The sequence below is a fragment of the Pectobacterium colocasium genome, from assembly GCF_020181655.1.
Lineage (GTDB): Bacteria > Pseudomonadota > Gammaproteobacteria > Enterobacterales > Enterobacteriaceae > Pectobacterium > Pectobacterium colocasium.
The window spans coordinates 61,024-87,854 of record NZ_CP084032.1 but is presented as its reverse complement, the minus strand read 5'-3'; the positions used below and the strand labels follow the sequence as shown (position 1 = coordinate 87,854).

Here is a 26,831-nt window from a genome sequence, read left to right as displayed (position 1 = left end):
AGGCCGTGATCAACGGTCTTTCTTCCGACAACGAGAAAGACCCTTAACATTGATGATGACACGATGACGAAAAAAATAATCTGGTTCACCGCATTGGCTTTAGGCGTCAGCTCATTATCTCAGGCTGTCACCGCGCCGCACGCACAAACACCGGCTACGGGGGACGCGACCCAGCCGCCTGCCAACGCTGCCACCGCAGCGCCAGCGACGACGATGCCAGCGATTCCTCTGGCGCAACCAGCGACCAACGCCGCCGTGCGCAACGTGATGCTGCCTTTTGCGCAAATCGCGCCTGCGCCAGGCACCTTTGCGCTGCGCGGTATCGATCCCAACGGGCAGATTGAGTTCGGCGTTCGCAGCGACGAAGTGGTCACACAGGCTTCTCTCGACCTCGAATTTACCCCGTCACCGGCGCTGATCCCCACCGAGTCACATATCAAGGTTTACCTGAACAATGAGCTCATGGGCGTCACCACGATTAGCAAAGAGCAGATGGGGAAATCCAACCGCGTGCGCATGCCTATCGATCCGCGCTACATCACGGACTTTAACCGCCTGCAATTGGTGTTCGTCGGCCATTATCAGAACATCTGCGAAAACCCAGCCAGCACCAGCCTGTGGTTGGATGTCAGCAAAGCCAGCGCGCTCAACCTGCAATACCAGAAGCTGACACTGAAGGACGATCTGTCGCCGTTCCCTGCGCCGTTTTTTGACAGCCGCGATACCCGTCCGCTAACGCTGCCTATTGTCTTTGCCGACCAGCCGGACCTGGTGCAACAGCGTGCCGCCGCGGTACTCGCCTCGTGGTTTGGCAGCAAAGCACAATGGCGCGGTCAGTCTTTCCCTGCCCTCTTCAACCAACTGCCGAATAGTCACGGTATTGTGTTCGCTACCAACGAGAAGCGGCCGGATTTCCTGCGTGATACTCCCGCCGTGAACGGACCAACGGTATCGATCATCAGCCATCCCAACGATCCGCACATCAAGCTGCTATTGGTTCAGGGGCGTGATGACAATGAACTGCTCACCGCCGTGCAGGGCATCGCTCAGGGGAACACACTGTTCCGTGGGCAAAGCGTCACCATCAATAAGGTCGAACAGCTTGCCCCACGCCAGCCGTATGATGCGCCCAACTGGGTTCGCACCGACCGTCCGATGACCTTCGCCGAGCTTCAGCAATATAACGAACAACTGCAAACCGACGGTATCGTGCCCCGGCCGATTTCACTCACCATGAACCTGCCGCCCGATCTGTTCCTGATCCACAGTCAGGGCATCGATATGCGCCTGAAATACCGCTACACTGCCCCGCAAGTTCAGGATGGTTCACGTCTGAGCATCAACCTGAACAACCAGTTTGTACAAGCCTTCTCGCTGGCGCCGGAGCACAATCAGAACTCTTTATTAATGCGCTTGCCGCTAACGCAGGGGCTATGGGATTCCGACAAGAGCCTGTCCATTCCGGCATTGAAACTGGGCACAACCAACCAGTTACGCTTTGATTTCAACTACACCACGCTGCTCTCCAGCGGCACCGCTGACCGCTGTGAAACCTATACGCCGGTCGTGAATCACGCCGTTATCGACAGCAACTCGACGATTAACTTCTCTGGCTACCGCCACTTTATGGCGATGCCGGATCTGCGCGCCTTTGCCAATGCTGGCTATCCGTTCAGCCGATTGGCTGACCTGTCACAAACGCTGGTACTGGTGAACAAGCAGCCACAGCCGGCTCAGGTCAGCGCTATGCTAAACGCCATCGGTAACATCGGGGCACAAACCGGCTACCCGGCGTTGGCGGTACAGCTCAGCGATGACTGGACGCAAGTCGACAAGCAGGACAGCGATATTTTGATGATCGGCGCTATCCCGCCAGCGCTGCACGATGACAGCAAAATCAACCTGCTGGTCGAGCAAACGCAAAGCTGGATTAAGCAACCAACGCGCCAGACCGCAGTCCCGGATACGGGGTCGCCTGCCTCTGACGCGAAGCCAGACAGCAAAACCACCGTCAGCGGTGACGGGCCGATGTCGGCGATTATCGGCTTCCAGTCTCCGTATCACGACCAGCGTAGCGTTGTCGCGCTGCTGGCCGATAGCCCACAGGGCTATACGCTACTCAATAACGCGCTGATCGACAGCGAAAAAAGAGCGTCGCTATTCGGTTCCGTTTCCGTCATCCGCGAATCGGGCATCAATAATCTCCGCGTCGGAGACATTTATTACGTCGGCCATCTGCCGTGGTGGGAGCGCATCTGGCACGCTCTGGCACAGCACCCCGTCTGGCTGGCCATCATATCGACCCTTACCGTCATTATTGTTGCCTGGCTGCTGTGGCGTGGCCTGAAATTCTTCAGTCGCCGTCGCCTGTCGCCGGATGAAAGGGACTAACGCACCATGCCACGCGTGCTGCGCTACCTGATCCCCACGCTGCTGTGGCTATGGACTTCCCTGGCCACCGCCGCCGTCTGCGACTGGCCAGCCTGGGAGCAGTACAAGCAGCATTACATCAGCGCGGAAGGACGGGTGATTGATACCTCCACACCCAACAAAATCACCACGTCCGAGGGACAAAGCTACGCTATGTTCTTTGCGCTGGTCGCCAACGATCGCGTGATGTTTGATCGGCTGTTGCAATGGACGGAAAACAACCTGTCCGCAGGTGATTTGAGCGCTCATCTGCCTGCCTGGCTGTGGGGAGAGAACAAGGATAAGCAGTGGACGGTGCTGGATCCGAACTCTGCTTCCGATGCCGACCTGTGGATTGCCTATAGCCTGCTTGAAGCTGGCCGACTGTGGAAAGAAGCACGCTATCAGACAGTCGGTACCGCGCTGCTCGCACGTATCGCCAAGGAAGAGGTCGTTCATATTCCGGGACTGGGCGTGATGCTATTGCCCGGCAAAGTGGGCTTCGCAGAGAAAGAGAGCTGGCGCTTGAACCCGAGCTACCTTCCGCCACAGCTGCTGGCTCGATTTGCTCCGCTGGGTGAGAAATGGAAAGCGATGCAGCGCACCACGCAACGCCTGCTGCTGGAAACCGCGCCGAAAGGATTCTCGCCGGATTGGGTCATCTGGCAAAAAGATAAGGGGTGGCAGCCCGATACCACTAAACCCAACGTCGGCAGCTACGACGCCATCCGCGTTTATCTGTGGGCAGGGATGATGGCCGACAGCAGCAGAGGAAAAACCGAACTGGTCAAACAGTTCCAGCCGATGATTCAGCAGACTATCCAGCAAGGTCTGCCGCCCGAAAAAACGGATACCGCGACAGGTGCCGTTACCGGACAGGGATCGGTAGGCTTTTCCGCCTCGCTGCTGCCGATGCTCTCTCGTCAACCAGACGCGCTAGCTGCCCAGCGACAGCGGCTCGCCGACAATCCACCGGGGGACGATGCGTATTTCTCCGCCTCTCTGACGCTCTTTGGTCAGGGATGGGATCAGAAGCGCTATCGTTTCACTTCACAAGGCCAACTTTTACCGTCTCGGGGCAGCCAATGCACAACAACACCGTAAACTGGCTGCGCATCTTCCCGTTATTGCTGGTTGCTGCGCCGCAGGCATACAGCGCGGAAACCGCGTCGCCAGAGCAATTTCTGATGGAACAGGTGCGTCTGGGGGAAGCCAGCAACAAAGACGATCTCGTGCGCCAGTCACTTTATCGGCTGGAGCTGATCGACCCGGATAGTCCCGACGTTATCGCCGCCAAACTGCGGCTGGCGCTGCGTCAAGGCGATCAGACACAGGCACGCCAGCAGTTGGACAAGCTGAAGGCCGTGGCTCCCGATTCTGCCGTTTATCGACAGGCAGAGATGACGCTGGCACTGACACAGGAAACCGCACGTCAACAGTTACAGCAGGCGCGGTTGCTGTCTACCGCCGGGCGCTATACGGAAGCCAAAGCGCAGTACGACGCGCTCTTTCACGGCGAGCCACCCACACTCGATCTCGCTGTGGAGTATTGGCGGCTGGTTTCTCGTTTACCGAATCAGGAACCGTTCGCGATCAAACAGTTGGAAGCGCTGGATCAGGTTTACCCTGACAACGTTCCGCTGCGTATGGTGTTATCACGCCTGCTCTTCAGCCAGGATCGCAACGAACAGGCCTATCCGTTGCTAAAACAGCTATCTACCGACCCCGTCGGACGCAGCCAGGCGGCGTCGCTATGGCTGGAAATTATTGGCCGGATGCCGGTCACACCGCAGAGCGTGGCGGAGCTCAACCGCTTCCTGACAGTATTTAATGACGGTGAACAGGCGGAAACCGCACGCAAAGAACTCAACCGCCAGCAGGGCATGTTGGCCGACCCCACCTATCAGGCACGTCTCCACAGTCTGGCGCAGGTTGAAAGCGGCGGCGGCAACAGCGCCACGCTTAGCGAGTTGAATAAGGCACTGGCCGCCACGCCAAACGATCCTGAACTGATCGGCGCGGTGGGTCTGGTTTACCTGCGCGCGGGCGATCGGGCAAAAGCGCTGGCACAGTTCCAGAAAGCATTGCAGGCGGATGTTAATCACCTGAACAGCGGCAAATGGGAAGGGCTGATTCAAAGCACGCAATATTGGACCACCATTGCGGAAGGCGATAACGCGCTAAAAGCCAATAATTTACCGCTGGCACGGCAGAAATATCAGCAGGCACGCCAGATGGATAACACCAATCCCTATGCGCTGATTGGTCTGGGCGATGTCGCCGTTGCCAGCCAAAACGATGCCGTCGCCCTGCCGCTCTATCAGCAGGCGTTACGCCTTGAACCCGGCAACGACAGCGCCTTACGCGGTCTGGTTGGTATTTATCAACGCCAGTCACCGGAGAAAGCGCTCACTTACCTCAACAGCCTGCCGCGCAGCCAGCAGAATGCAATGCGGGAAACGCTTGCCGCACTGCAACTCGATATCCTGAAACAGCAGGCAGACCGGCTGGCAGAGCAGCAGCAGTGGGCGCAGGCTGAGGAGAAGTATCGTCAGGCGAACCAGCAGGATCCAAACGATGTGTGGCTGGCCTATCACTATGCCCAGACGCTGCGCCAACAGGGAAAAACGCAGCAGGCAGACAGCGTGGTGCAGCGCGCGACGGCCGTGCCACCGGCCAGCGCGGAGAAGAACTACGTTTACTCGCTTTACCTGTCATCCACCAATCGCGACGAGCAAGCGCTCGCTCACCTGAACACGCTGCCCGCCGCACAGTGGAGCGACGACATGCGTGATTTATCCCGGCGCCTGGCAATGCAGACCACGTTGGCAAAAGCGGAAGCGATGCGCGATGCAGGTAACGAACCCGCCGCCATTGCTTTCCTGCGCCAGCAACCATCTGACACCCGTATCGATCTGTTGCTGGCAGACTGGGCGCTGGCACGGGGTGAATATGCGACGGCGCTGGCGGATTATCAACGCATCCGCACACGAGAACCACAGAACCCCGATGCACAGCTGGGTGAGATCGATGCGTTTATCGCGCAGGGTCGGCAAGATGAGGCGCGCCAGCATCTGAACCAGCTCCCCGCGCAGGCCGCGGACACTCTCAACGCACAGCGGCGCGTCGCCAACGCCTGGCAAGCGGTAGGCAATCCGCAAAAATCGACGGCGCTTTTCCGCCAGCTAAAAATCGACGCGCAGAAAGAGTCCGTCGGTCAGACCAAGGCTCTAGTCTATCGCGATGCGGCACGCGTTGAGCAGCAACAGTCTCAGCCTGAACAGGCACAGCAGGACTATAAGCAAGCGATGGTCGCCAGCGGCATCACACCGACGCTGCCGCAAACCGACGATGACTATACCCGGCTGACGCGCAATCATGCAGGAGACGACTGGCTGCAACGTGGCATCCGCGCCGATGCGGCAGACCTGTATCGTCAGCAGGATATTACCGTCACCCTTGACCACGATTACTGGCGTTCGAGCGGCACTGGCGGGATTTCCGATCTGAGCGCCCACGACACCATGTTGCAGATAGACATGCCGCTGTACGATGGCCGCGCCTTCTTCCGCACCGATACCATGCAGATGAACGCCGGTTCCTTCTCAACGGGCAGCAACGGCGCCTACCGGGAAACCTTCGGAACCTGCGCCGCACAGGACTGCTTCAGCGGTAAATCGCAGAAAACGACCGGCACCAGCGTCGCCGCAGGCTGGAAGAATGATCGCTGGTCAGCGGATATCGGCACCACGCCGCTCGGCTTCGACGTGGTCGATATTGTCGGGGGCGCAAGCTACAGCGGTGACTGGCGGCAAATCGGCTGGACTGCGACGGCCTCGCGCCGTCCCATCTCCAGCTCGTTGCTGGCATTCGGCGGCACTAAAGACCCTGGCACCGGCATTACCTGGGGTGGCGTGCGCGCCACAGGCGTCAGCCTTGGGTTGAGCTACGACAGGGGCGAAGCGCACGGTGTCTGGAGTGATTTCAGCGTCCACCAAATCACCGGTAAAAACGTGGCCGATAATGACCGCGCCCGCGCTATGGCAGGGTATTACTACAAGCTGATTAACGAGGATAACCGCCGCGTCACGGTCGGCCTGAACAGTATGTGGTGGCGCTACCAGAAAGATCTCAGCGGTTACTCGCTCGGTCAGGGCGGTTACTACAGCCCGCAGCAATATTTCTCGCTGGGTGTGCCGGTGAACTATCGACAGAGGACGGAAAACTGGTCGTGGGAGCTCGGTGGATCGCTGTCGTGGTCCCATTCGTCAACGAAAAACCAGCGTCGCTACCCACTGGTTGGCCTGCTGGGTAACACCGCGCTCACCGACAGAGACAACATTGAACAAGGCAGCAGCAGTTCCGGCTTCGGCTATACGGCACGTGCCGTCGTCGAACGACGCCTCAGCTCACACTGGACACTGGGTGTCGGTATCGACATTCAACAGGCGAAGGACTACACCCCAAGCCACGGCCTCCTCTACCTGCGCTACTCCGCTTCCGGCTGGCAAGGCGATCTCGACAGCCCGCCACAGCCGCTCACGCCGTACGCGGACTTTAAGTAATCCGCATCAGGCGAGGTTGAGAGCCTCGCCTTTGCGCCACTGACGAGGGCTGATGCCAAACCAGCGACGGAATGCCCGGGAAAAGGCGCTCACCTCGGAATAACCAAGCAACAGCGCCATTTCCGAAATCGGCAGCTGCTTCTGTTGAAGATAGTGCGTCGCCATTTCACAGCGCAGCTTATCAACCAGCAATGAGAAACTGAGCCCTTCTTCACGTAAACGACGCTGAAGGGACCAACTGGATAACCCGACCTTTTCCGCCACGTCTTCCAGCGTCGGCTCTTTCTGCATCAATAACAGATGCACCTGCGTGCGCACCTGATCGACAATGCTTTGCTGTGGTGACGCTTCATTCAGGCGGCGAATGGCATCCTGCATCACCAGCAACAACGTCATATCGCGATCCGGCATGGTACGAATCAGCTGATGTTTGGGGATCAGCAGGGAATTGTAGGGTTGATCGAAGTAAACCGGCGCATCGAACACCTTGCAGTGCTCATGCCACATTTCAGGACGAGGATGCTCAAAATGCACCTCGCGTGGCGCCCAATGCCGACCCAGAACATGGCGGATCAGGTTGAGAAACATGCCGAGCGTCAGTTCAGCATCCTGACGGCGATGTAAAATGGCGCCGTGCCGCACCTGATAATCCAGCCGCCAGCAGTCTCCTTTATCCACCATGCGCGTCAACGTATCGTGTTGATGGCAGGGAAATGCCTTCACCACGTTGTGCAACGCCTGCTCCAATGTGTCGGAACATAAGCCGATATAGCCGATCAGGCCTAATGACTGCGGTTTAAACTGCTTGCCGTAGTGTAAACCGAAATTATCAACACCCGAATTACGCGCCGCTTCCTCCATCACCCGGCAATAGTTCACCAGTCCCAGACTGAGTGTCGGGCTGGCAAGTTGTTCTGGATCGACGCCGCTAATGCCAAAGATACGATCGGCATCGCCGCCGTTATCATGAATAAAGTCGCCAAGCCCGGTCGCTGCCGCCGCCAAAACACCTCGGTGGCAGCAGAATGCCGCGTTCAGTGCCGAAGAGTACGTCACATTTTCCATTTTCTTTCACCTCGCCGTATCACTCTGCCCGCCAACGGGTCATGAAACGATCAGCAAGTTTCGTACCAGTCCTCACTCACATTAAATCAATGGGTTATAAACCGTGCATTCAATGAGCGGGCATTACCATAGCGCAGGCTGCCCGCCCGTGGTGCATTCAGGCCACGCCAATCGGCAGATCGCTGGTTTCCAGATAGCGACGACACAGGCGCACACTGTGTTTTGCCCAGTCAGCACCGAGACTTTGCGCCATCTCCGTTTCTGCATGCGACCCCACCCATGCGGTGAGCTGGACACGCCGTTGTATCAGCAGCGTCGGCAGCAGCGCCAGCTCCTCATCGCTGACGTGCGCGACACGTTCGTAGCCACACAGCCAGTTTTCAACCCACTCTGCCGCACGCGGATGGTGCTCCACAAAGCTAATCGCCGCAGCCAGATCGTGCAGATACCACCCCATGCCGCAATCATCAAAATCGATCACGCGCGTTTCACCACGATGCAAAAGTAGATTGGTCAGGCGCAGGTCGGCGTGAATCAGGCCATAGCGCTGCGGCGCTTTACCAAATGCCGCCATCTCTGCCCCCATACGCTCAATCGCGTCTTCCACAATGCCGTGCTCCGCCATCGACAAATTCGGCGCGTCACGCCAGTTCCCCCAGTGGCTCTGCGCACTGACCATCGTGTGATGATCCCAGACAATACGCCGGAAACCGTCGGGCTTTTGCCACTGACGGCTGTGCTGGTGCAACCGGCCGGTGATTTCGCCCAGTTGCCGGAACGCACGTGGATCGACGCTAGTGGTCGGCATATCGCCGTCAATCCAGTGAAACAACACGGCGTAGCGGCAGGAGCCGTCAGGGAGAGCCAGCGACTGTACACGTTCCCCCACCGCATCACGCACGGCTTCCGGTACCACAATCCCCGTATCACGCAACGCGTCCAGCCACTGTAACTCGCTTTCAATTTCCGCTTTCTGATGGTAATGGCTGCGATGTAACCGCAGTGCATAGCGCTTACCGGCCGACGAAACAAGAAACGTCGCATTTTCCGAACGACATAGCAGCCGCAGTTCCCCTTGCAGCGCCGCCGGATAGCAGGCCAGCGCCCGGTGCGCCAGCGCGGTAATTTCTGCATTACTTAAGGTGTCATATTGTTTAGCACTCATGGTTCCCACTCCGACGCGAGTCAACGAGCGTTCAGCATGGCGTGTGTCGTGCAGAGAAACTTGACGCACCAGAACCCCGGTTTGACCCCAGAAGGCGCAGGCGCGATACCCACCGTAAAAGTTGACTTCAGCGCGCAGCATTCGATACGCCAGCGTCAAGTTTTCTACCAACAAGCGTGGGCATTATCGCTACACAAGCCAACAGGGGTTGCCGTACTGGCCCCGAATAACCATGAGCAGACTGACGGGGATAATGTGATGACGAGCAAATTAAAGCCCACGCTGGGCACCCTGCATTTGTGGGGTATCGCGGTAGGACTGGTAATTTCTGGTGAATATTTTGGCTGGAGCTACGGCTGGGGCGTCGCGGGCACGTTAGGGTTTTTGGTCACGACGCTGTTCATCGCCGCCATGTACACCTGCTTTATTTTTAGCTTTACCGAACTCACTACGGCGATCCCCCATGCTGGCGGCCCCTTTGCCTATAGCCGACTCGCGTTCGGCGATCTGGGCGGCCTGATTGCCGGTATGGCCACGCTGATTGAATTTGTTTTCGCACCGCCTGCCATTTCGATGGCGATTGGCGCCTACCTGAACGTGCAATATCCCGAGCTGAATCCCAAATTCGCGGCCGTTGGCGCATACCTTATCTTCATGAGCCTTAACATTCTCGGCGTGAAGCTGGCGGCGATGTTTGAGCTGGTGGTCACGCTGCTGGCGGTCATGGAATTACTGGTCTTTATGGGCGTAGTCGCACCGGGCTTCAGCCTGAGTAATTTCGTGGCGCACGGTTGGGCGGGACAACATGAATTTTCACCCGCAGCCATTTCCGGTATGTTTGCGGCGATACCGTTCGCCATCTGGTTTTTCCTCGCTATCGAAGGCGCGGCAATGGCTGCCGAAGAAGCGAAAGATCCCAAACGCACGATTCCGCGCGCCTACGTAAGCGGCATTCTGACGCTCGTGGTTTTAGCCATTGGCGTGATGCTGATGGCGGGCGGCGTAGGTGACTGGCGCCAGCTCTCCGACCTCAACGATCCCTTGCCACAGGCAATGAAGATCATCGTCGGGGAAAACTCCAACTGGATGCACATGCTGGTGTGGATTGGCCTGTTCGGCCTCATCGCCAGCTTCCACGGCATTATTCTGGGCTACTCCCGTCAGTTTTTCGCACTGGCGCGCGCAGGTTATCTTCCGCCGGGACTTGCCAAGCTGTCCCGCTTCCATACGCCACACCGTGCGATTCTGGCTGGCGGCGCGATCGGGATTGCCGCCATCTTCTGCGATGGCATTAATCTCCAGGGCATGAACCTGACCGCAGCGATGATTACCATGGCGGTTTTTGGTGCCATCGTCATGTACATCATGAGCATGCTAAGCCTGTTTCGCCTGCGCCGCAGCGCACCCAATATGGCACGCAGCTATCGCGCGCCCGGTTACCCCATCGTCCCCGCATTCGCACTCGTCTGCGCCATCATCTGCCTGATCGCGATGCTCTGGTTCAATCCGGTGATAGGTGGGCTGTTCTGTACCTTTATGTTGCTCGGTTACCTCTATTTCCTGACAACCAAAGCACGACGGGAACATCTGCTTGAACCACTTGTCGCCGATGCCAACTAACATTGCAACGCACATTGGAGAGATTATGGCTACACGTTCAACCATCATGGATACCAACAGTTTCCGCGCCGAGCATGCCGACGCGCTGAGCGCGGATATCCGTACGCTGACCGACAAGCGCAGCCGGGTACTGGGCGAGTCCTATCGACTGTTTTATCGCAAACCGGTTCATCTGGTGCGCGGTGAGGGACAATATCTCTGGGACGCTGATGGCAAAAAGTACCTCGACGTCTATAACAACGTCGCCAGCATCGGGCACTGCCACCCGGCAGTCATCGATGCCGTTCATCAACAAATGATGCAGTTGAACACCCATACTCGCTATTTGCATGAACGTATTCTGGACTATTCAGAGCAGCTCCTCGCCACCGCACCCGCGGCCATCAACCGTGCCATGTATATGTGCACAGGTTCGGAAGCCAACGATCTGGCGATCCGCGTCGCGCGGGCCTGGAGCGGCGGCACAGGGGTTATCGTGACGCGTGAGGCCTACCATGGCACCAGCGATCTGACTTCCGGCGCCTCACCCGCATTAGGCAGCGGCCAACCGCTGGCGGCGACCACTCGACTGGTGCCACCACCGGACGCTTATCGCGTCAATACGCCCGATCTGGGCGTATGGTTTGCCAATGAAATCCAGAAACAGATCGATGATATGGCAGCGCACGGCATCAAATTTGCCGCGTTCCTTGCGGACTCGATCTTCTCTTCCGATGGCGTACACCCCAATCCGCGCGGCTTTTTGCGTCCTGTGGTTGATGTGGTGCACCGTAATGGCGGTATTTTCATCGCGGATGAAGTTCAGCCCGGCTTCGCGCGCACCGGCGATGCTTTCTGGGGTTTCGCACGGCATGATGTCGTGCCGGATATCATCACCACCGGAAAACCGATGGGCAACGGCATCCCGGTTTCCGGGCTGCTGGCAAAAAGCGACGTGCTCGCCGCTTTCAGCGACCAGATCCCCTACTTCAACACGTTCGGCGGAAATCCAGTGGCCATGGCTGCGGCGCAGGCGGTGCTGAAAGTAATTCACGATGAGCAACTTCAGGAACACAGTCGCGTCGTGGGCGCGCAGTTACTGGCGGAACTGACCACCCTGCAAGACAAATACGCTTGTGTAGGCAACGTGCGCGGCGCGGGGTTATTTATCGGGTTTGAACTGGTGAGCGACAGAGAGAACAAAACACCGGATAAAACGCTGGCGCTGAATCTGACAGAAGCACTACGCGACCGTGGTGTACTGACATCAGTCGCTGGCCCTTATGGCAACGTACTTAAACTGCGTCCACCATTGGCGTTCCAAACTCAGGACATTGACTGGCTGGTCGGCGCGCTGGATGACTGCCTGGGCGCGCTAACCCACGTCTGATTTCGTGTTCTCCCCTTCATAGGGTTTCCATAGCAGCGGAAACCCTATGATAAATATAAAAATTATTATGTCTTACGATATTGTTATCTGCCTATTTATATAAAAATGATAATGACTCTCATTTTTATTCTCATAAATTAAATTTCTCAACGCATTCTGTCGAATTTCTATCGGGTATCGATTTTACCTAGTCACGGAATAAGGCATTTGTGTATATAAGCGCAAAATGTAAATCAACGTAAGGATCGCGTTCATTTTGTGTAAAACCCTTTCTTTTATAAGCCTTATTCTTTTGAGCCTCAGCAGCTCAGCCTTTGCCGCCACTGCCATCAGCCCAACGGATCGAGATGCACTGGAACTCCAGCAAAAAGCATTACTGGAGCAGGCCAAACAGCAGCGGTTATCGTTGGAAAACAGCACCACCTTAACGATACCCACGGTCACTGAATCAACAGTAAAAGATGCCGTCTGCTTCCCCATCCAAAACATTGTCTTTCACGATGCAAACACTCTCTCGACGAAAGATCGGGCCGCTCTCCAGCAACGCTACCAAAATCGCTGCCTGGATTTAGTCACCATCCATAACGCCGTGAGGGAAACGACCAACACCTATCTCAATCACGGCTTTGTCACCAGTCAGGCCTATTTACAGGAGCAAGACCTCTCTGGAGGCACACTCATCATCAGCGTCAGCGAGGGAAAGATAGAAGCCATCCGCATGGAAGGGGAAACACCACTGGCAATCAAGATGGCATTCCCCGGGCTGGAAGGACGTATTCTTAATCTGCGCGATATCGAACAAGGGATGGAACAGCTTAATCGCCTACCTTCACGACAGGTAGCGATTGATATTCAGCCGGGAAAGCAAGCCGGAAGTTCGATTGTTTACCTCAAACGCACCACGCAATCCCGTCCTGTGACCGTGTCCCTCAATGCTGACAACAGCGGGCAAAAAAGCACGGGCCGCGAACAGCTTTCCACTCATTTCACGCTCGATAACCCGCTGCGACTCGCTGACCGCTGGTGGCTCACCGCCAGCCGTGATAGCGCATTCAACCATCGCTACGGCAGCCAAGCGTTATCGGGCGGGATGTCCTTGCCTTATGGCTACTGGACGCTCGGCTATCAATACGCCTGGAACGACTTTTTCCAGCCAATCCCGATTGGCAGTAGCACGTATCGCTATGAAGGCCAAAGCAACACCAATCGGCTAAGCCTCAACAGAACGCTCTACCGAGATGGGAAGCAGAAGCTGGCGCTGGATAGCGCGCTCTCTCGCCGACGCACCGAGAACCGCATGGCAGGTGAACGCCTTGGAATCAGCAGCCCGACGGTCAGTAGCGCCAGTATTGGACTGAGCTATAGCACCACGCTGGCGGGTGGATATTTTACGCTTAACCCGATGCTAAGCCACGGCTTGAGGAGCTGGGGTGCAACGGATGACACAAAGGAAAACCGTGGCCTGCCGCGCAGCGAGTTCCGTAAATTTAGCGTCAGCAGCAGCTATTTCTATCCGCTTGCCCCCTCGCTGACCTTCCTGACATCCCTTTACGGCCAAACCACGCCGGACAACCTGTATACCAGCGAACGCGTCTCGCTCGGCGGCGAGTATTCCGTCCGGGGATTTAAAGAGCAAACGCTGACCGGCAATCGGGGTTTCTACTGGCGCAACGAAGTGAACTGGCAAGTCGCCACGCTACCGCTTCTGGGTGATATCGCGCTCACAACGGCAGTGGATAGCGGATGGATCGCCGGAAAAACCGGCAAAGTCGATGGCGGCAATATGACCGGTGCTTCCGTTGGTCTGTCCGCATCTTCACGTTGGGTAAGCCAATCCGTGTCGCTCGGCGTACCGCTGTATTTCCCAGACGATCTCCATCCCGATAACGCCGTCGTTTACTGGAACGTCTCCCTCCCCGTTACAGCACTTTTTGATTAGCGTTTTATTCACAGCAAAAGGAAAACAAGGAAAGTCACATGGAAAAATTCAATAACCGCGCCACACGCGGACTTAGCTATCTGCTGATCTACCTGACCGCGATCCAACCGTTACACCCCGCATTCGCGGCACTCACGCCAGACGGCCCACGCACGCAGGTCAACAACGCGGGTGCCGTACCGGTCATCAATATCGCAACACCAAATGCGGCAGGTGTTTCTCACAATACCTATAAAGATTTCAGCGTCGGGACACCCGGTGCGGTGCTCAACAACAGCATTGCCGCAGGTCAATCGCAGTTGGCCGGACAGCTCAATGCTAACGCCAACCTCAAGGGCAAAGCGGCCGATCTGATTATCAACGAAGTGACGGGCTCCACCCGCTCAGACCTGCAAGGGAAAATAGAAGTCTTCGGGAAGAAAGCCAACGTATTGATTGCCAACCCGAATGGTATCACCTGTGATGGATGTGGGTTCATCAACACACCTTCAGCCACGCTGACGACGGGTAAACCGGTGCTGGATCAGCAAGGCGCACTTGAAGCGTTGGAAGTGAAAAAAGGCAGCATCACCATTGGTGGAAAAGGCCTGGACGGTTCAGCAACGGATTATGTCGATATCCTCAGCCGGGCAACTGAACTGAACGGCAAAATCAACGCAAAAGGCCTGACGCTGACTCAAGGCAGCAATCGGGTCGATTTCAAAACCGGCACGATCGCCCCCATCGCCGGAGAAGGTACCAAACCGCTGTTGGCGGTGGATACCAAAGCGCTCGGCGGTATGTATGCAGAACGCATCCGGCTCGTGGCAACCGAGGACGGAGTCGGCGCTAACGTCGCTAACCTGACCAGCTCTCAACAGGGCATCACGCTGGACAGCAAAGGCAAAATTCAGCTCGGTAATGTTCACGCGAAAACCGATCTTAATCTGAGTGCACAGCAGGTCGATATTGCTGCTGGTAATACAGTGAAAAGCGACCGAGATATCACGCTTGCCAGTACCGTATTGAATAACCAAGGGAATATTATAGCAGGCGAAGATATGCGCCTGTTCAACGATAACCTGACCAACACGCAGGCCACCATTCAGGCCAACAACAACCTGTGGATCCAAAAAGACGCGACAGGGAACAAAGGCGTTAAGGTCGAAAACCGCTCGGGGACGATTAAGACCAATACCGGGGATTTGGTGATTCGGACGGAGCTGTTGGATAATATCGTCGATCAATTCTCAATTAATAAAATTAGCACACCAGCCAATTCAACATCAATTGATGGCCAATTTGGAATAATGATTGATGGCTCAGGGCGTGATTCATTCGTTACCATTTATTCTGGTGTAGTAGATGATAGGAATTTACGCTGGATTGGCAGTTTTAAATTTACAGAAAATCCGTACGCCAACACAGAAAAAAACAAGTACACATTTTTTTCCAGCGGAGAAGGGAACATTTCATCAGGAAAAAACATCTATATAAATTCATCTACACTGAATAGCAAATACAGTACTATTTCCGCACTGGGAGATATTCTTACCACTGGAAAAAATGCAAATATATTTAACCATTCTATTGGTGATTCAAATAGCTACGTCAAATTAGCTCTTAAGTTCGACGAGAGAGACATTGGCATTGATATTTCACCAATCCCTGATGGTTTTAACATTGATGAATATCCATTATGGGGAGATGCCTCAGTTCCCTTAGTTCGGGATGGTAATAAAAAAACCTGGCTTGAAAAAGAATATTTGAGCAGCAAAATCCATGCAGGTGGCAGTCTTGTTTTAGATTTCACTGACACAATAAAGATCGAGGATAACGCCCCTGAGAATCTTACGGAACTTTATGAGAAAACTTACTCAGCACCACATTCCTATAGTATCACAGGGAAAGAAATTATCTTTAAGTCCAAAGATATAAAAAACCAAAGTTCTGTAAAATCAACAGGGAATCTGAGTATATTATCTGAAGGAAATGTAAAACTAACTGGTGGTGAACTGAACTCAGCAGGTGATCTTTCTATTCTCGCAAGTAATGGAATTGATGCAAATCAAAATAAATTCTTAGGAAAAAATATTACAATTTTAAGTCGTGAAGGAGAGACTTCACTTTATACCGAAAGCGCCGAAAAGCATTTCTCCGTTGATGGAGATCGTCAATTCAGCACATTAAATGCAACAGAAAACCTATCTATTCAGTCGGGGAAAGACATTCTATTAAATGGCATTGACATAGGAAAAACAAAAAACATTTCATTTATTTCAGGCAATAATATTACAGTTAAAAATGATGGGGCTATTTTAGACCCTCAAAAAATTGGTAGTACGTTCACCAATCCCGAAAAACAGAAAAAATTTGATAATGCTTTTAACCACCTTGGGAACATTACTTCAACAGACAGCATTACGTTAAATGCCAGAAACGTGCTGGATATAGCAGGTATTTCACTGGAGGCGACTAAAGATATCAACCTGACGGCAGGAGATAATATCAATCTAAATCCAAGAGAGAGCAACACGATTCCCGAGGCGTTATTTGCCAACTCTCGACAGGCCGAACTAAGCAGTACTATCAACGCCGGAAATCAGCTATTAATTTCTAGCGGAAAAGACTTGCTTGCACAATCAGCTAGCTTATCCGCCAATGGCAATGTAGCTCTACTCGCAGGCAATAGCTTGAAATTGCTCGCTACGGCCTACTCCGCAATTGACAGTCAGAACGATAATAATAAAGACGACCGAAATGTTACCGCCAAGGTTCATGCGGGCAAAAACCTGACGATAGCTTCCAATGGAGAGCTGAGCGCAATTGGAACCGATTTCTCTTCCGGCGGCGATATGACATTAAGTTCCGGTGGGAAAATGGAATTTAACGCCGTGGCTAATCACATTTATCGAGAGGGAAGCAACGAATATAGCGAGTCCGTCACGCAAAAAAATGTCGCTTTAAACAGTGGTGGAATACTCACCCTATTATCCAACGGCAGCATTCTCTTCCAGGCGACCCAGTTGATCGCCAAAGGCACGTTAGATGCCGCAGCCAAAGGCGGTTTCCTTTACGCACAAGCGGTAGAAGAAAGTAACCATTACGAGAAAACCACCACTAAGCGCAAATGGTACGGCAAGAAAACCACCATTCGACAAACCAGCCACAATGTAACGAACAAAGTGACAGAATTCACCGCAGGCGGTGATATCAATTTGCTCAGCCGTGATGACAGCACCTATGAAGCCAGCAAAATCAACGCAGGCAAAAACGCCAAGCTGACCAGCACACAAGGCAAGGTGAACTTCAAAGCCGTCAAAAATACGGCATTTGAGCAGACGATCACTACCTCAAAAGGGTTCTTCATCAAGAGCAATGACAAAGGCTATACCAAAGACACCTGGTTGCTTCCAAGCATCTACTCTGGCGGCCAACTGACAATTGATGCCGCTACTGGTATTACCGCTGATATAAAAACCCAGAATGCGCAGTCCCTGCAAAATGCCCTACTAACACTAAGTAATAACCCCGGCACAGCCTGGCTGAAAGACTTAAATACCCGCCCCGATGTGCAATGGAACACGGTACAAGACGCTTACAGTACCTGGAACCACACCACACAAAGCCTGAACCCTGTTGTTGGAGCTGTGATTGCGATTGCCGTTGCGGCGGTAACCGCAGGTTCTGGTCTGGCGGCTTATGCGGCAGATTTAGCTGCCGGTACGGTAGGAAGCACAAGTGCGGTAGTGACTGCCTCAACCTATGGAGCAGCCTACTCAGGGATGACAGCACTGACCTCGCAGGCGGCAGTCGCACTGGTTGATAACAAAGGCAACCTGTCTAAAACGTTACAGGCCATGAGCAGCAGTGACTCGGTCAAATCACTGGTTACCTCAATGGTGATCGGCGGCGCATTAGCAGGCTTCGATGAAATCATGCAATTTAGTCAGGCTGCTAACGGTACAACCGTCATCGATCCCGCTAAAGCCAAATTGCCCATGCTCAGCAACGGTGACTGGAGCAAGGTCGCGCAGCGTGTCGCTGGACAGTCAGTGATCAGCTCCAGCATCGGCACCGCGATTAACGGCGGTAGCTTCAAAGATAATTTCACCACCGCGCTCCTAAGTAATATCGGCAGCCAAATTAACGCTGAAGGGGCGAAGTTTATAGGGGATAACGGCTCTGTCCTTGATGTGCCGGGCAAAGCACTCAGCCATGCTGTCGTCGCGGGCGTAGCAGCTGAAATCAGCGGTGGTAACGTCAAAGGCGCTGCGGCTGGTGCATTGGCAGCAGAGCTGGCTGGCATAATTATTAACGATAACCTTGTAAAATCAGAAGGGTGGCAAGAAAAGCAGGCACAAATCAGCCGCTTCGCGGGTGCGATTATGGGCGCAGTCGCCACAGGCAAAGCCAGTGGCGTCAATAGCGGTGCCAGCGCCGCTGAAATTGTTGAACGCTTTAATCGACAATTACACCTTGATGAAATTCAGGCCATCAAAGAGCTTGCTAAAGGTGACAAAGAGAAGGAAATGCGCCTGTTGGCAGCATCCTGCCGCAAAGTTAACTGTGTGGCACAGGAATCATTAAATTCAGAAGAACGCCAGCAATATGAAACGTTGATGGCACTGTACCCAACAACACGCGAAGAAGATGGAATACTCGCCAATTATTGGGTGCAAAAAGATCGGCAACGTACAAGCAATTATCCGCTTTATGTTGGCTATGACATGGAACAGTTGTTTACCTATACCACAGGCGACAGCATTTCTGATGGTCAGATGTTTGCCAGAAACCAATGGATTGAAAATTTTAGCCAGATGACAGGCTGGTCTAAGGACACAGTAGAAACTTTAGGCTTTGGTATTTCGATAGCGAGTACATTCGCGGGCATGGGCAAGGCAGGCGTCGGTAATCAGTACCTGTCAAAAAGCCTCGTGACGCCAACCGCAGGCTGGAAAAGTTATCTGGTTAATGAGAAGACCATACAGCAAGCAGCAGGTTTTAGGCAGCAGGTGCTGGACGCAAGAGCACCATTTTCACGTGACATAAGAACTTCAGGTAATGTGGCCGTGGCACAAATTGATATACCCAATATGCCAAAATCCATGGCGGCACACAGTAGGATTGACATTGAGGAAAAAAGTTTTGTAGGAAAAGGCAGTGAAAATTTTAAATATGAAGTTATTAAAAACAATGAAGGTAAGCCAATATCTAGAAATACTGACTCTGAATATAAGATACTGGATAATCTGGCTGACAAGTTGGGGGGTAACGTCACAGCCCAAGGTAAAGTTACCATCTTTACGGAACGGACAGCATGTGAGAGTTGCCTTGGTGTTGTTGACCAGTTTCAGAAAAAATATCCGGGAATCACAGTGGAAGTCATTGACAATAATGACGTAATGTTAGTCCCAAGGAGATTAAAATGATCGACGACGAACGAATGACATATAAAGAATTAAGAGATATGTTTTTGAGTTGCTTTTATGATTGTTGTAGAAACAAACTACAACTATATATAAAAACAGGTGAGAAGAATGATTATGATGGTGAAGAGATTGGATATGCTTCCTATCAGTTTGAAAACACTCCCTTTATACCTATTGAAAAACTAATGTTAAATGTCTTTAAGCTTATTTTAATAGCTGGCAGGGAAACTGAAAATGTAGAAGATAGTATCCGGAAATCAATAACCACTATTTTAGCGGAAAACTCTCTGGAAGAACTGATTAAAGATATTGGAGAAGATGAGAAGAAAGACTTACTTTATGACATGCAACTACTAAGATTGATTGAAAAAAAACCTAAATAATTCAGGCAGAGCGGCCCTTGTGGGCCGCTACTCAAAAGATGAATAAATTATCTTCAGCACGACTTTCATAGGTGAAATCTATACAATAGCAATGACAGCGATATCGTTGGCGAAGTAGTTGGAAGCATCGGAGATTTATTATAATGAACCCTATCCACTCAAGATTAAACACTATAGCCCACGACTTTCAAACATGTCTAGAATGCCATGCATTACTAGCAATCTATCCTGGTGAAATGCACCCCGATAACATTAGTGAATTACTAAATATCGAGCCGACAGAAAAATTTGTAGCTGGAGATGAAATAACAAATTCTATTGGACGCACACGAAAGGTAAATATATCATCATGGTTTCTTTCCTCTGAAAACAATGTTGAGTCGAAAGATTTAAGGGCACATATTGATTGGGTCATCGATAAGCTCAATAGCTCTCATTCCGGATTACGCGAGTTGCAAAGCACTTCTGGCGTAAAAATGTCACTAAGGTGTGTATGGTGGTCTGCATATGGTGACGGCGGCCCCGTTCTTTAGCCAGAGCAGATGAAGGCATTAGCTGATTTGGATCTAGAATGTGCTTTTGATATCTATTTTTCTCCTGAAGAATAACATCATAAAGTATACCAATAATAAATTACCTGATTTAAAATAACGCATTAATAAATAGTTCGGTCATCCTATTAATGAAAAAAATAAAAAAGAACGAAATATATATAAAAATGTTGTTACTTTCTATTCCTTATATCAGGAACATGCAAAAACATAAAAAATCATCTGATTTATCATGCTACTATGAAGCAGAACTTGTCCATAACCTGGCTTACACGATCTTGACGCCAGACTTTGAAGATCACGACATCTACTTTCTTAACAATCAAGCAAGGTATTATATTGAAAACTGTAGCGATGAAATTTCAATAGCTTATAGCGGTCAAAAAGAACTTATATCATCTCTTTTTGAGATGGTTCCACAAGGAATGAAGTCTAAGCTCTTGTGGGAAGGTCCAAAATAAGAGATTAAGAGTAATTCAGACAACATCCATGAAGTTTAATTCATGGATGTTGTGTAATCGTTAAAAACAACCATAGGCATGGGGAGGGGAAATATGAATATCAAAAAAATCAACCTATAACCAATTGATATCAATTAAATTACAAGATTATTCACCATTCGATATAAATGTCATTTGTCAGAAGTGTTCGTCCAGACGATAACCAAACTCAATAATAAAAATGCCTTCACTGAAAAACCGGCCTGCGACAGATTTTTAGGTTTTATTGAACAGTTTCAGAAAAAACACCCTGGAATTAAAGTTGACGTTTTGGATAACAATGGTGTAAGACTTACCCCCGGGAGAAGGAATTAGAAAATGAAACGTATTGATTACAAAGAAATAAAAGAATCATTTTTAATTAAATATTATGACTGCTGTAGAAACATAATATTTGTTAAAAACAAAGGGAAAGAAATAGAAAATATTTACTTTCAAGAGATTGGCTATGCCTATGATCAAGCAGAGGGATCTTATGATTTCCCCATTGAAAATTTAATGCTTGAGGTCTTATCTTTAATTATGATTGCAGGAAGAGGGCCAGAAAGAGCAGAAAAATACCATAGAGAGATGATAGAAAAAATTCTCGCTGAACATCCTCTGGCACAGTTATTAGAGGTGATCACCGAGGAGGAAAAATCAGATCTTCTCTATGATATGTCTTTATTAGGATTAGTTGATAAAAAATCAGAATAGATCAGACAGAGCGGCCCTTGTGGGTCGCTACTAGCAAAAATTAATAGGCCTCATCTTGAGGCTAAATAAACTTTAGGTTTTGGTATTTCGATAGCGAGTACATTCGCGGGCATCGGGAAGGCAGGCGTCGGTAATCAGTACCAGTCAAAAAGCCTCGTTACGCCAACCGCTGGCTGGAAAAGTTATCTGATTAATGAGAAGACCATACAACAAGCGGCTGGTTTTAGGCAGCAGGTGACAGATTTAAGAGCAGGACTACCATCAGATCCCAAACGTAGTGGTAATGTTGCTGTTGCGGATATTAATATCCCCGGAATTCCAAAAACGCTAGCTGCGCATAGTGGTGTGAATGTATCCGGTAATGGCTTAGTTGGTAAAGGAAGTGAGAGTTTCAAATACCAAGAGATACCTAACAATAAGGGGTTTATAATAGCCAGAAATACGGATTCAGAATATAAGATACTGGATAATATTTCAGACAAATTAGCTGGTAATATATCAGCTAAAGGAACGGTTACTATCTTTACAGAGCGTCCAGCCTGTGGAAGTTGCTTAGGAGTTGTAGAGCAATTTCAGCAAAGATATCCTGGGATTGAAGTGAAAATACTTGACAACAACGGGATTACATTGAGACCAGGAGCAAAAAAATGACAGAGGAAAGAATTAATTATGAAGAAATTAAAAACTCTCTTTTAAGATATTATTATGTCTATTGCAGGAATAAACTTGAGTCGTTTAATCGCCGAGGTGAAAGATGGGCTGAACATGAGTCAGAGATCGGCTATGCATACTATCAGTTTGAAAATGCTTATGAATTAGATATAGAAAACCTAATGCTCGACGTAGTCACATTGGTTTTAATGGCAGGAAGGGGACCACAGCAGGTTGAAAAAAATTTACGTAACAGTATAAACATACGCCTCTCAAATCAGGATTTGGATAGACTCATCCAAGATATCACCGAGGAAGAAAAATCAGATCTTCTCTATGATATGTCTTTATTAGGGTTAATTGATAAAAAATCAGAATAGACCAGACAGAGCGGCCCTCTACGGGCCGCTACTCAAAAGATGAATAAATTATCTTCAGCACGACCTTTATAGGTGAAATCTATACAATAGCAATGACAGCGATATCGTTGGCGAAGTAGTTGGAAGCATCGGAGATTTTTTATAATGAACCCTATCCACTCAAGGATAAACACCGTAAATCCTGATTTTCAGACATGCCTAGAATGCCATGCAATGCTATCAATCTACCCTGGTGAAATGCACCCGGATAACATTAGTGGATTACTAAACATCGAGCCAACAGGAAAATTTATAGTTGGTGATGAAATAACAAATAGCCTTGGACGTACACGAAAGGTAAAAATATCATCATGGTTTCTTTCGTCTGAAAACGATGTTAAATCGAAAGATTTAAGAGAGCATATTGACTGGGTCATCGATAAACTCAGCGCCTCTCATTCTGGATTACGAGAATTGCAAAGCACTTCTGGCGTACAAATGACATTGAGGTGTGTGTGGTGGTCTGCACATGGTGAAGGTGACCCCGTTCTCTGGCCAGAGCAAATGAAAGCATTAGCTGATTTAGATCTAGAGTGCTCACTTAATATTTATTTCTTCCCTGACGAATAAGTAAATCGTACTACTGACAAAACGCCTGGTTTTACAATCAGGCATTTTTATAAAAAAATAACGAATAAAAAATGAAAATTAATAAAAACGAAATCTACGTTAAAATGCTTATTCTCGCTATCCCGTACATTCGTAACGTACAGTCACATAAGGGAAGAACCGATCGTTCATGCTATCATGAGGCAGAACTTGTCCATAACTTGGCTTACACGATCTTGACGCCAGATTTTGAAGATCACGATATTTACTTTCTAAACAATCAGGCAAGGTATTATATCGAAAACTGTAGTGATGATATTTCAATAGCTTATAGCGGTCAAAAAAAACTTATATCATCTCTTTTTGAGATGCTTCCACAAGAAATGAAGTCTAAGCTCTTGTGGGAAGGTCCAAAATGAGAGATTAAGAGTAATTAAGACAACATCCATGATGTTTAATTCATGGATGTTGTTAATAGTTAAAAATAATCCATAGGTAGGGGGAAGTAAACCGCTTCTCCTTACGTGCATTCAAATCAATACCCTATCGCCGCTCCGGCTGGGCGGCGGATGTCGTTTGCGCCGTACAGGTAGCCTTCCCGTACTTTGCCGGATACCGCCGAGTCATTGCCCGAATCCGCTGGCGTGACGCCCGCCGCGCCCGGTAAGCCGACCAAAATCATCTCTGCTGCGCCCCAAGGCGTCTGTTCCACCATCTTGTAGCCACGCTGCTTCAGCAGGTTCAGCGTATCGGCAGACAGCCCGCGCTGTTCGTAATACACCTCGTCCGGCAGCCACTGATGATGGATGCGCGGCGCGTCTACCGCTTCCTGCGGTGCCATGCCGTGATCGATGATATTCAGCGCCGTTTGCAGCGTGATAGTGATAATGCGCGAACCGCCGGGTGAGCCAAGCACCATGAAGACCTTGCCGTCTTTCGTCACCAGCGACGGGCTCATGGACGAAAGTGGGCGCTTACCGGGGGCGATCGAATTACGCTCCCCTTGCACCAAACCGTACAGGTTTTTCTCGCCCACTTTCACCGTAAAATCATCCATTTCGTTATTGAGGAAGAAACCTGTTCCCGGCGCAATCACCACCGAACCAAAACGCCCGTTCACGGTATAAGTCGTGGACACCGCGTTGCCTTGATTATCCACGATGGAATAGTGCGTGGTTTCCGGTCGCTCATGCGGGCCGATCCCCGGCTGCACGTTTTTGGACGGCGTCGCGTTCTCCGGTTCGATTTGTTTGCGAATTTCAGCGGCATAATCCTTACTCAATAACCGCTCAACGGGGTTACTAACAAATGCCGGGTCGCCGAGGTAGGTGTTGCGATCCATGTAAGCATGACGCATCGCTTCCGTCAGCACATGCACGGTGGCCGCCGAGTTAAAGCTTGCCGATTTAATGTCGTAACCTTCGACAATATTGAGGATTTCACACATGGTGACGCCACCGGAACTGGGCGGCGGCGAGGAGACAAATTGATAACCGCGATAATTACAGGTTACCGGCGCCGTTTCGGTAATGCGATAATCGGCAAAATCAGCCGCCGTCAGAATGCCGCCGCCCTGCTTTGCCGCTTTCTCCACCGCCTGCGGAATTTCACCTTTATAGAAGGCATCCGGCCCTTTCGCGGCAATCGCCGCCAGCGTATTCGCCAGATCGGTTTGTACCAGCTTATCACCGGGCTGCAACGGGCTGCCGTCGGGACGCAGGAAAATGCGCGCCGCTTCAGGATCGGCTTTGAAGCGTTTTACGGTAGTGTCCAGAATATCGGTGTCTGCCCGCGTCAGCTCAAAGCCTTCACGTGCCAGCTTAATCGCCGGGGCCATTACCTGTTCACGCGTCAATTTGCCGTATTTTTGTAGCGCGGTATCCAGCCCCAGCACCGTTCCCGGTACGCCAGCGGCCAGATAGCCGTACAGGCTAGCATCTTTTTTCACGCTCCCATCCGCGTTCAAATACATGTTGGCGCTGGCCGCCGCAGGTGCCGTTTCACGGAAGTTGATAAAGGTGTCTTTCCCATCGGCCAGATGCAGCGTCATAAACCCACCGCCACCAATATTGCCACAGCAGGGGTTCACCACCGCCTGCGCGTAGCCCACGGCCACGGCGGCATCAATCGCATTGCCGCCCATCTTCATGATATCGACACCAATCTGCGAAGCCAGATACTGCGAGCTAACCACCATGCCGTTTTTCGCTTCCACCGCAGGGGCAGACGCCGCCTGCACAGCCCCACTCACCAGCAGCGCCGTCACACTCAGTGACAGCAGCCATTTTCCCGATGCCACCCTTCCCAATGTCGTGTTTCTTATTCTCATGGAGACCCCTTTATCCCGTTGATTTCACTGACTGCTTTTAGCTCTACCCTCTTGCGAAGCCAACTTGCAAAGTCCGCGCCAGAAAATGACCACGGCTTAACGGATCCGTCAGCACCAGTAAAAAGCGTAGGAAAGGCATGAGAAATTGCGAAAATAGCCGCGTAGCTTTGCGACGCTGCACGATAAATACGCCCCATTACGGGACACGCAGCTCACGGCTGTCGCACGGGTCGCCATGAGCGCAGCCGTGCACCAAACACATTCACCAACAAGCCGAGCATGATCAGCACCGCGCCCACAATCTGTAATAGTGAGAGCGATTCACCCAGAAAAATGGCGGCGCTCACCAACCCAACGACGGGAACCAGCAGCGACAAAGGTGCCACACGCCAGGTTTCATAGCGTGCCAGCAAGCTGCCCCAAATCCCGTAACCGATGATGGTTGCCGCAAACGCCAGATAGGCCAAAGACAAGATCGTCGGCAGTTGGATCGTCGTTAAACTATGGACAATCGCGTCTCCGCCTTCGAACAACCAGGAACTGATGAAAAACGGCACGACAGGCACCAGCGCGCCCCACACCACCAGCGACATGATGCGTACATCGCTGTTTTTGCTCATGATAATTTTATTGATGATGTTACCCACCGCCCATGACAGCGCCGCCGCCAGCGTCAGCAGCAGCGTGGTGGTGGTCATACCGGAAGACATTTGCAGCGCCGTGCGTCCTTCAGCCAGCACCACCATGCCCATCACCGCCACCAGAATCCCAACCACGTGATTCCAGCGCAGCTTTTCTGACAGCAACACCGCGCCAACCAGCAGCGTAAAAAAGGCCTGAGCCTGTAACACCAGCGAGGCAATCCCTGCGGGCATGCCCAGCTTGATAGCGAGAAACAGAAAGCCAAACTGACCGAAGCTGATAGTCATGCCGTAGGCAACCAGCCATTTCAGGGGAATACGCGGAAAAGGCACAAAGAAAATAGCCGGGAGCGCCACCAGCGAAAAACGCAGCCCTGCCAGCAAAAAAGGCGGCATGTCGTTCAGCCCCACTTTGATCACGACAAAGTTCACACCCCATAACACCACAACACAAAGCGCGAGCAGCGCATCTTTCAACGACATCCTCATCCCCTGATCAAATAGGTAACCAATACCCTCTTCAAGGTACGCGTAAAATGAAAAAACGAATAAGAAAAGATAATTATGAC

General features: G+C 51.5%; 19 protein-coding genes. 15 read left to right on the top strand and 4 right to left on the bottom strand.

Features of this window, described 5'->3' with window-relative positions; translation table 11 throughout:
• Window positions 1–63: 63 nt before the first annotated feature.
• Genes bcsB through bcsC form a run of 3 tightly spaced genes read left to right on the top strand, consistent with a single transcriptional unit; the run spans window position 64 to window position 6,974 of the window.
• A complete protein-coding gene (gene bcsB / locus LCF41_RS00360; protein ID WP_225086423.1) occupies window positions 64–2,391 on the top strand; it encodes a cellulose biosynthesis cyclic di-GMP-binding regulatory protein BcsB in 2,328 nt (775 codons plus the stop codon).
• 6 nt (window positions 2,392–2,397) lie between these two features.
• Window positions 2,398–3,513, top strand: coding sequence for a cellulose synthase complex periplasmic endoglucanase BcsZ (gene bcsZ / locus LCF41_RS00355; protein ID WP_225086422.1), 1,116 nt, complete (start codon window positions 2,398–2,400; stop codon window positions 3,511–3,513).
• Entirely contained in the window at window positions 3,495–6,974 is a 3,480-nt protein-coding gene (gene bcsC / locus LCF41_RS00350; protein WP_225086421.1) for a cellulose synthase complex outer membrane protein BcsC, read from the top strand. The genes bcsZ and bcsC overlap by 19 nt, the downstream gene beginning before the upstream one ends.
• 6 nt (window positions 6,975–6,980) lie before the next feature.
• Here bcsC and qhpR read toward each other — a convergent pair whose 3' ends face one another.
• Together qhpR and LCF41_RS00340 are read right to left on the bottom strand one after the other, a co-directional pair.
• On the bottom strand, window positions 6,981–8,039 hold the full coding sequence (qhpR, locus tag LCF41_RS00345; protein ID WP_225086420.1) for an AraC-like transcriptional regulator QhpR: 1,059 nt from the start codon (window positions 8,037–8,039) through the stop codon (window positions 6,981–6,983).
• A gap of 157 nt (window positions 8,040–8,196) precedes the next feature.
• Window positions 8,197–9,204 (bottom strand): phosphotransferase enzyme family protein, encoded by a 1,008-nt coding sequence (locus LCF41_RS00340; protein WP_225086419.1) that lies wholly within the window; start codon window positions 9,202–9,204, stop codon window positions 8,197–8,199.
• Between the two features lie 258 nt (window positions 9,205–9,462).
• Here LCF41_RS00340 and eat point away from each other — a divergent pair, with 258 nt between their 5' ends.
• From eat to LCF41_RS00280, 12 genes are all read left to right on the top strand, one after another.
• Window positions 9,463–10,824, top strand: a complete 1,362-nt coding sequence (eat, locus tag LCF41_RS00335; protein ID WP_225088249.1) for an ethanolamine permease — start codon at window positions 9,463–9,465, stop codon at window positions 10,822–10,824.
• Between the two features lie 25 nt (window positions 10,825–10,849).
• On the top strand, window positions 10,850–12,193 hold the full coding sequence (locus LCF41_RS00330; protein WP_225086418.1) for an aspartate aminotransferase family protein: 1,344 nt from the start codon (window positions 10,850–10,852) through the stop codon (window positions 12,191–12,193).
• Window positions 12,194–12,449: 256 nt separating this feature from the next.
• Window positions 12,450–14,132, top strand: coding sequence for a ShlB/FhaC/HecB family hemolysin secretion/activation protein (locus LCF41_RS00325; RefSeq protein ID WP_225086417.1), 1,683 nt, complete (start codon window positions 12,450–12,452; stop codon window positions 14,130–14,132).
• Between the two features lie 38 nt (window positions 14,133–14,170).
• Complete coding sequence (locus tag LCF41_RS00320; RefSeq protein ID WP_225086416.1) at window positions 14,171–19,543, top strand: DUF637 domain-containing protein; 5,373 nt, start codon at window positions 14,171–14,173, stop codon at window positions 19,541–19,543.
• A complete protein-coding gene (locus LCF41_RS00315) occupies window positions 19,540–19,926 on the top strand; it encodes a hypothetical protein (protein ID WP_225086415.1) in 387 nt (128 codons plus the stop codon). Before LCF41_RS00320 ends, LCF41_RS00315 begins: the two co-directional genes overlap by 4 nt.
• 143 nt (window positions 19,927–20,069) lie before the next feature.
• Window positions 20,070–20,459, top strand: a complete 390-nt coding sequence (locus LCF41_RS00310; RefSeq protein ID WP_225086414.1) for a DUF4279 domain-containing protein — start codon at window positions 20,070–20,072, stop codon at window positions 20,457–20,459.
• Between the two features lie 149 nt (window positions 20,460–20,608).
• A complete protein-coding gene (locus tag LCF41_RS00305) occupies window positions 20,609–20,938 on the top strand; it encodes a zinc ABC transporter substrate-binding protein (protein WP_225086413.1) in 330 nt (109 codons plus the stop codon).
• Between the two features lie 357 nt (window positions 20,939–21,295).
• Complete coding sequence (locus LCF41_RS00300; protein WP_225086412.1) at window positions 21,296–21,673, top strand: hypothetical protein; 378 nt, start codon at window positions 21,296–21,298, stop codon at window positions 21,671–21,673.
• Window positions 21,674–21,907: 234 nt separating this feature from the next.
• Window positions 21,908–22,324, top strand: coding sequence for a deaminase domain-containing protein (locus tag LCF41_RS00295; RefSeq protein ID WP_116156659.1), 417 nt, complete (start codon window positions 21,908–21,910; stop codon window positions 22,322–22,324).
• Window positions 22,321–22,704, top strand: a complete 384-nt coding sequence (locus LCF41_RS00290) for a hypothetical protein (protein WP_225086411.1) — start codon at window positions 22,321–22,323, stop codon at window positions 22,702–22,704. Before LCF41_RS00295 ends, LCF41_RS00290 begins: the two co-directional genes overlap by 4 nt.
• Window positions 22,705–22,848: 144 nt before the next feature.
• Window positions 22,849–23,313, top strand: a complete 465-nt coding sequence (locus tag LCF41_RS00285; RefSeq protein WP_225086410.1) for a DUF4279 domain-containing protein — start codon at window positions 22,849–22,851, stop codon at window positions 23,311–23,313.
• A 71-nt stretch (window positions 23,314–23,384) separates the two neighbouring features.
• Window positions 23,385–23,711 carry a zinc ABC transporter substrate-binding protein gene (locus LCF41_RS00280; protein WP_225086409.1) on the top strand — a complete coding sequence of 109 codons (327 nt, stop codon included), beginning with the start codon at window positions 23,385–23,387 and terminating at the stop codon, window positions 23,709–23,711.
• 116 nt (window positions 23,712–23,827) lie between these two features.
• On the opposite strand, the gene ggt is transcribed toward LCF41_RS00280, so the two are convergent.
• Window positions 23,828–25,621: a gamma-glutamyltransferase gene (ggt, locus tag LCF41_RS00275; protein WP_225086408.1), complete on the bottom strand. Its 1,794-nt coding sequence runs from the start codon at window positions 25,619–25,621 to the stop codon at window positions 23,828–23,830.
• 212 nt (window positions 25,622–25,833) lie between these two features.
• Window positions 25,834–26,745: an EamA family transporter gene (locus LCF41_RS00270; RefSeq protein ID WP_225086407.1), complete on the bottom strand. Its 912-nt coding sequence runs from the start codon at window positions 26,743–26,745 to the stop codon at window positions 25,834–25,836.
• Between the last annotated feature and the right edge of the window lie 86 nt (window positions 26,746–26,831).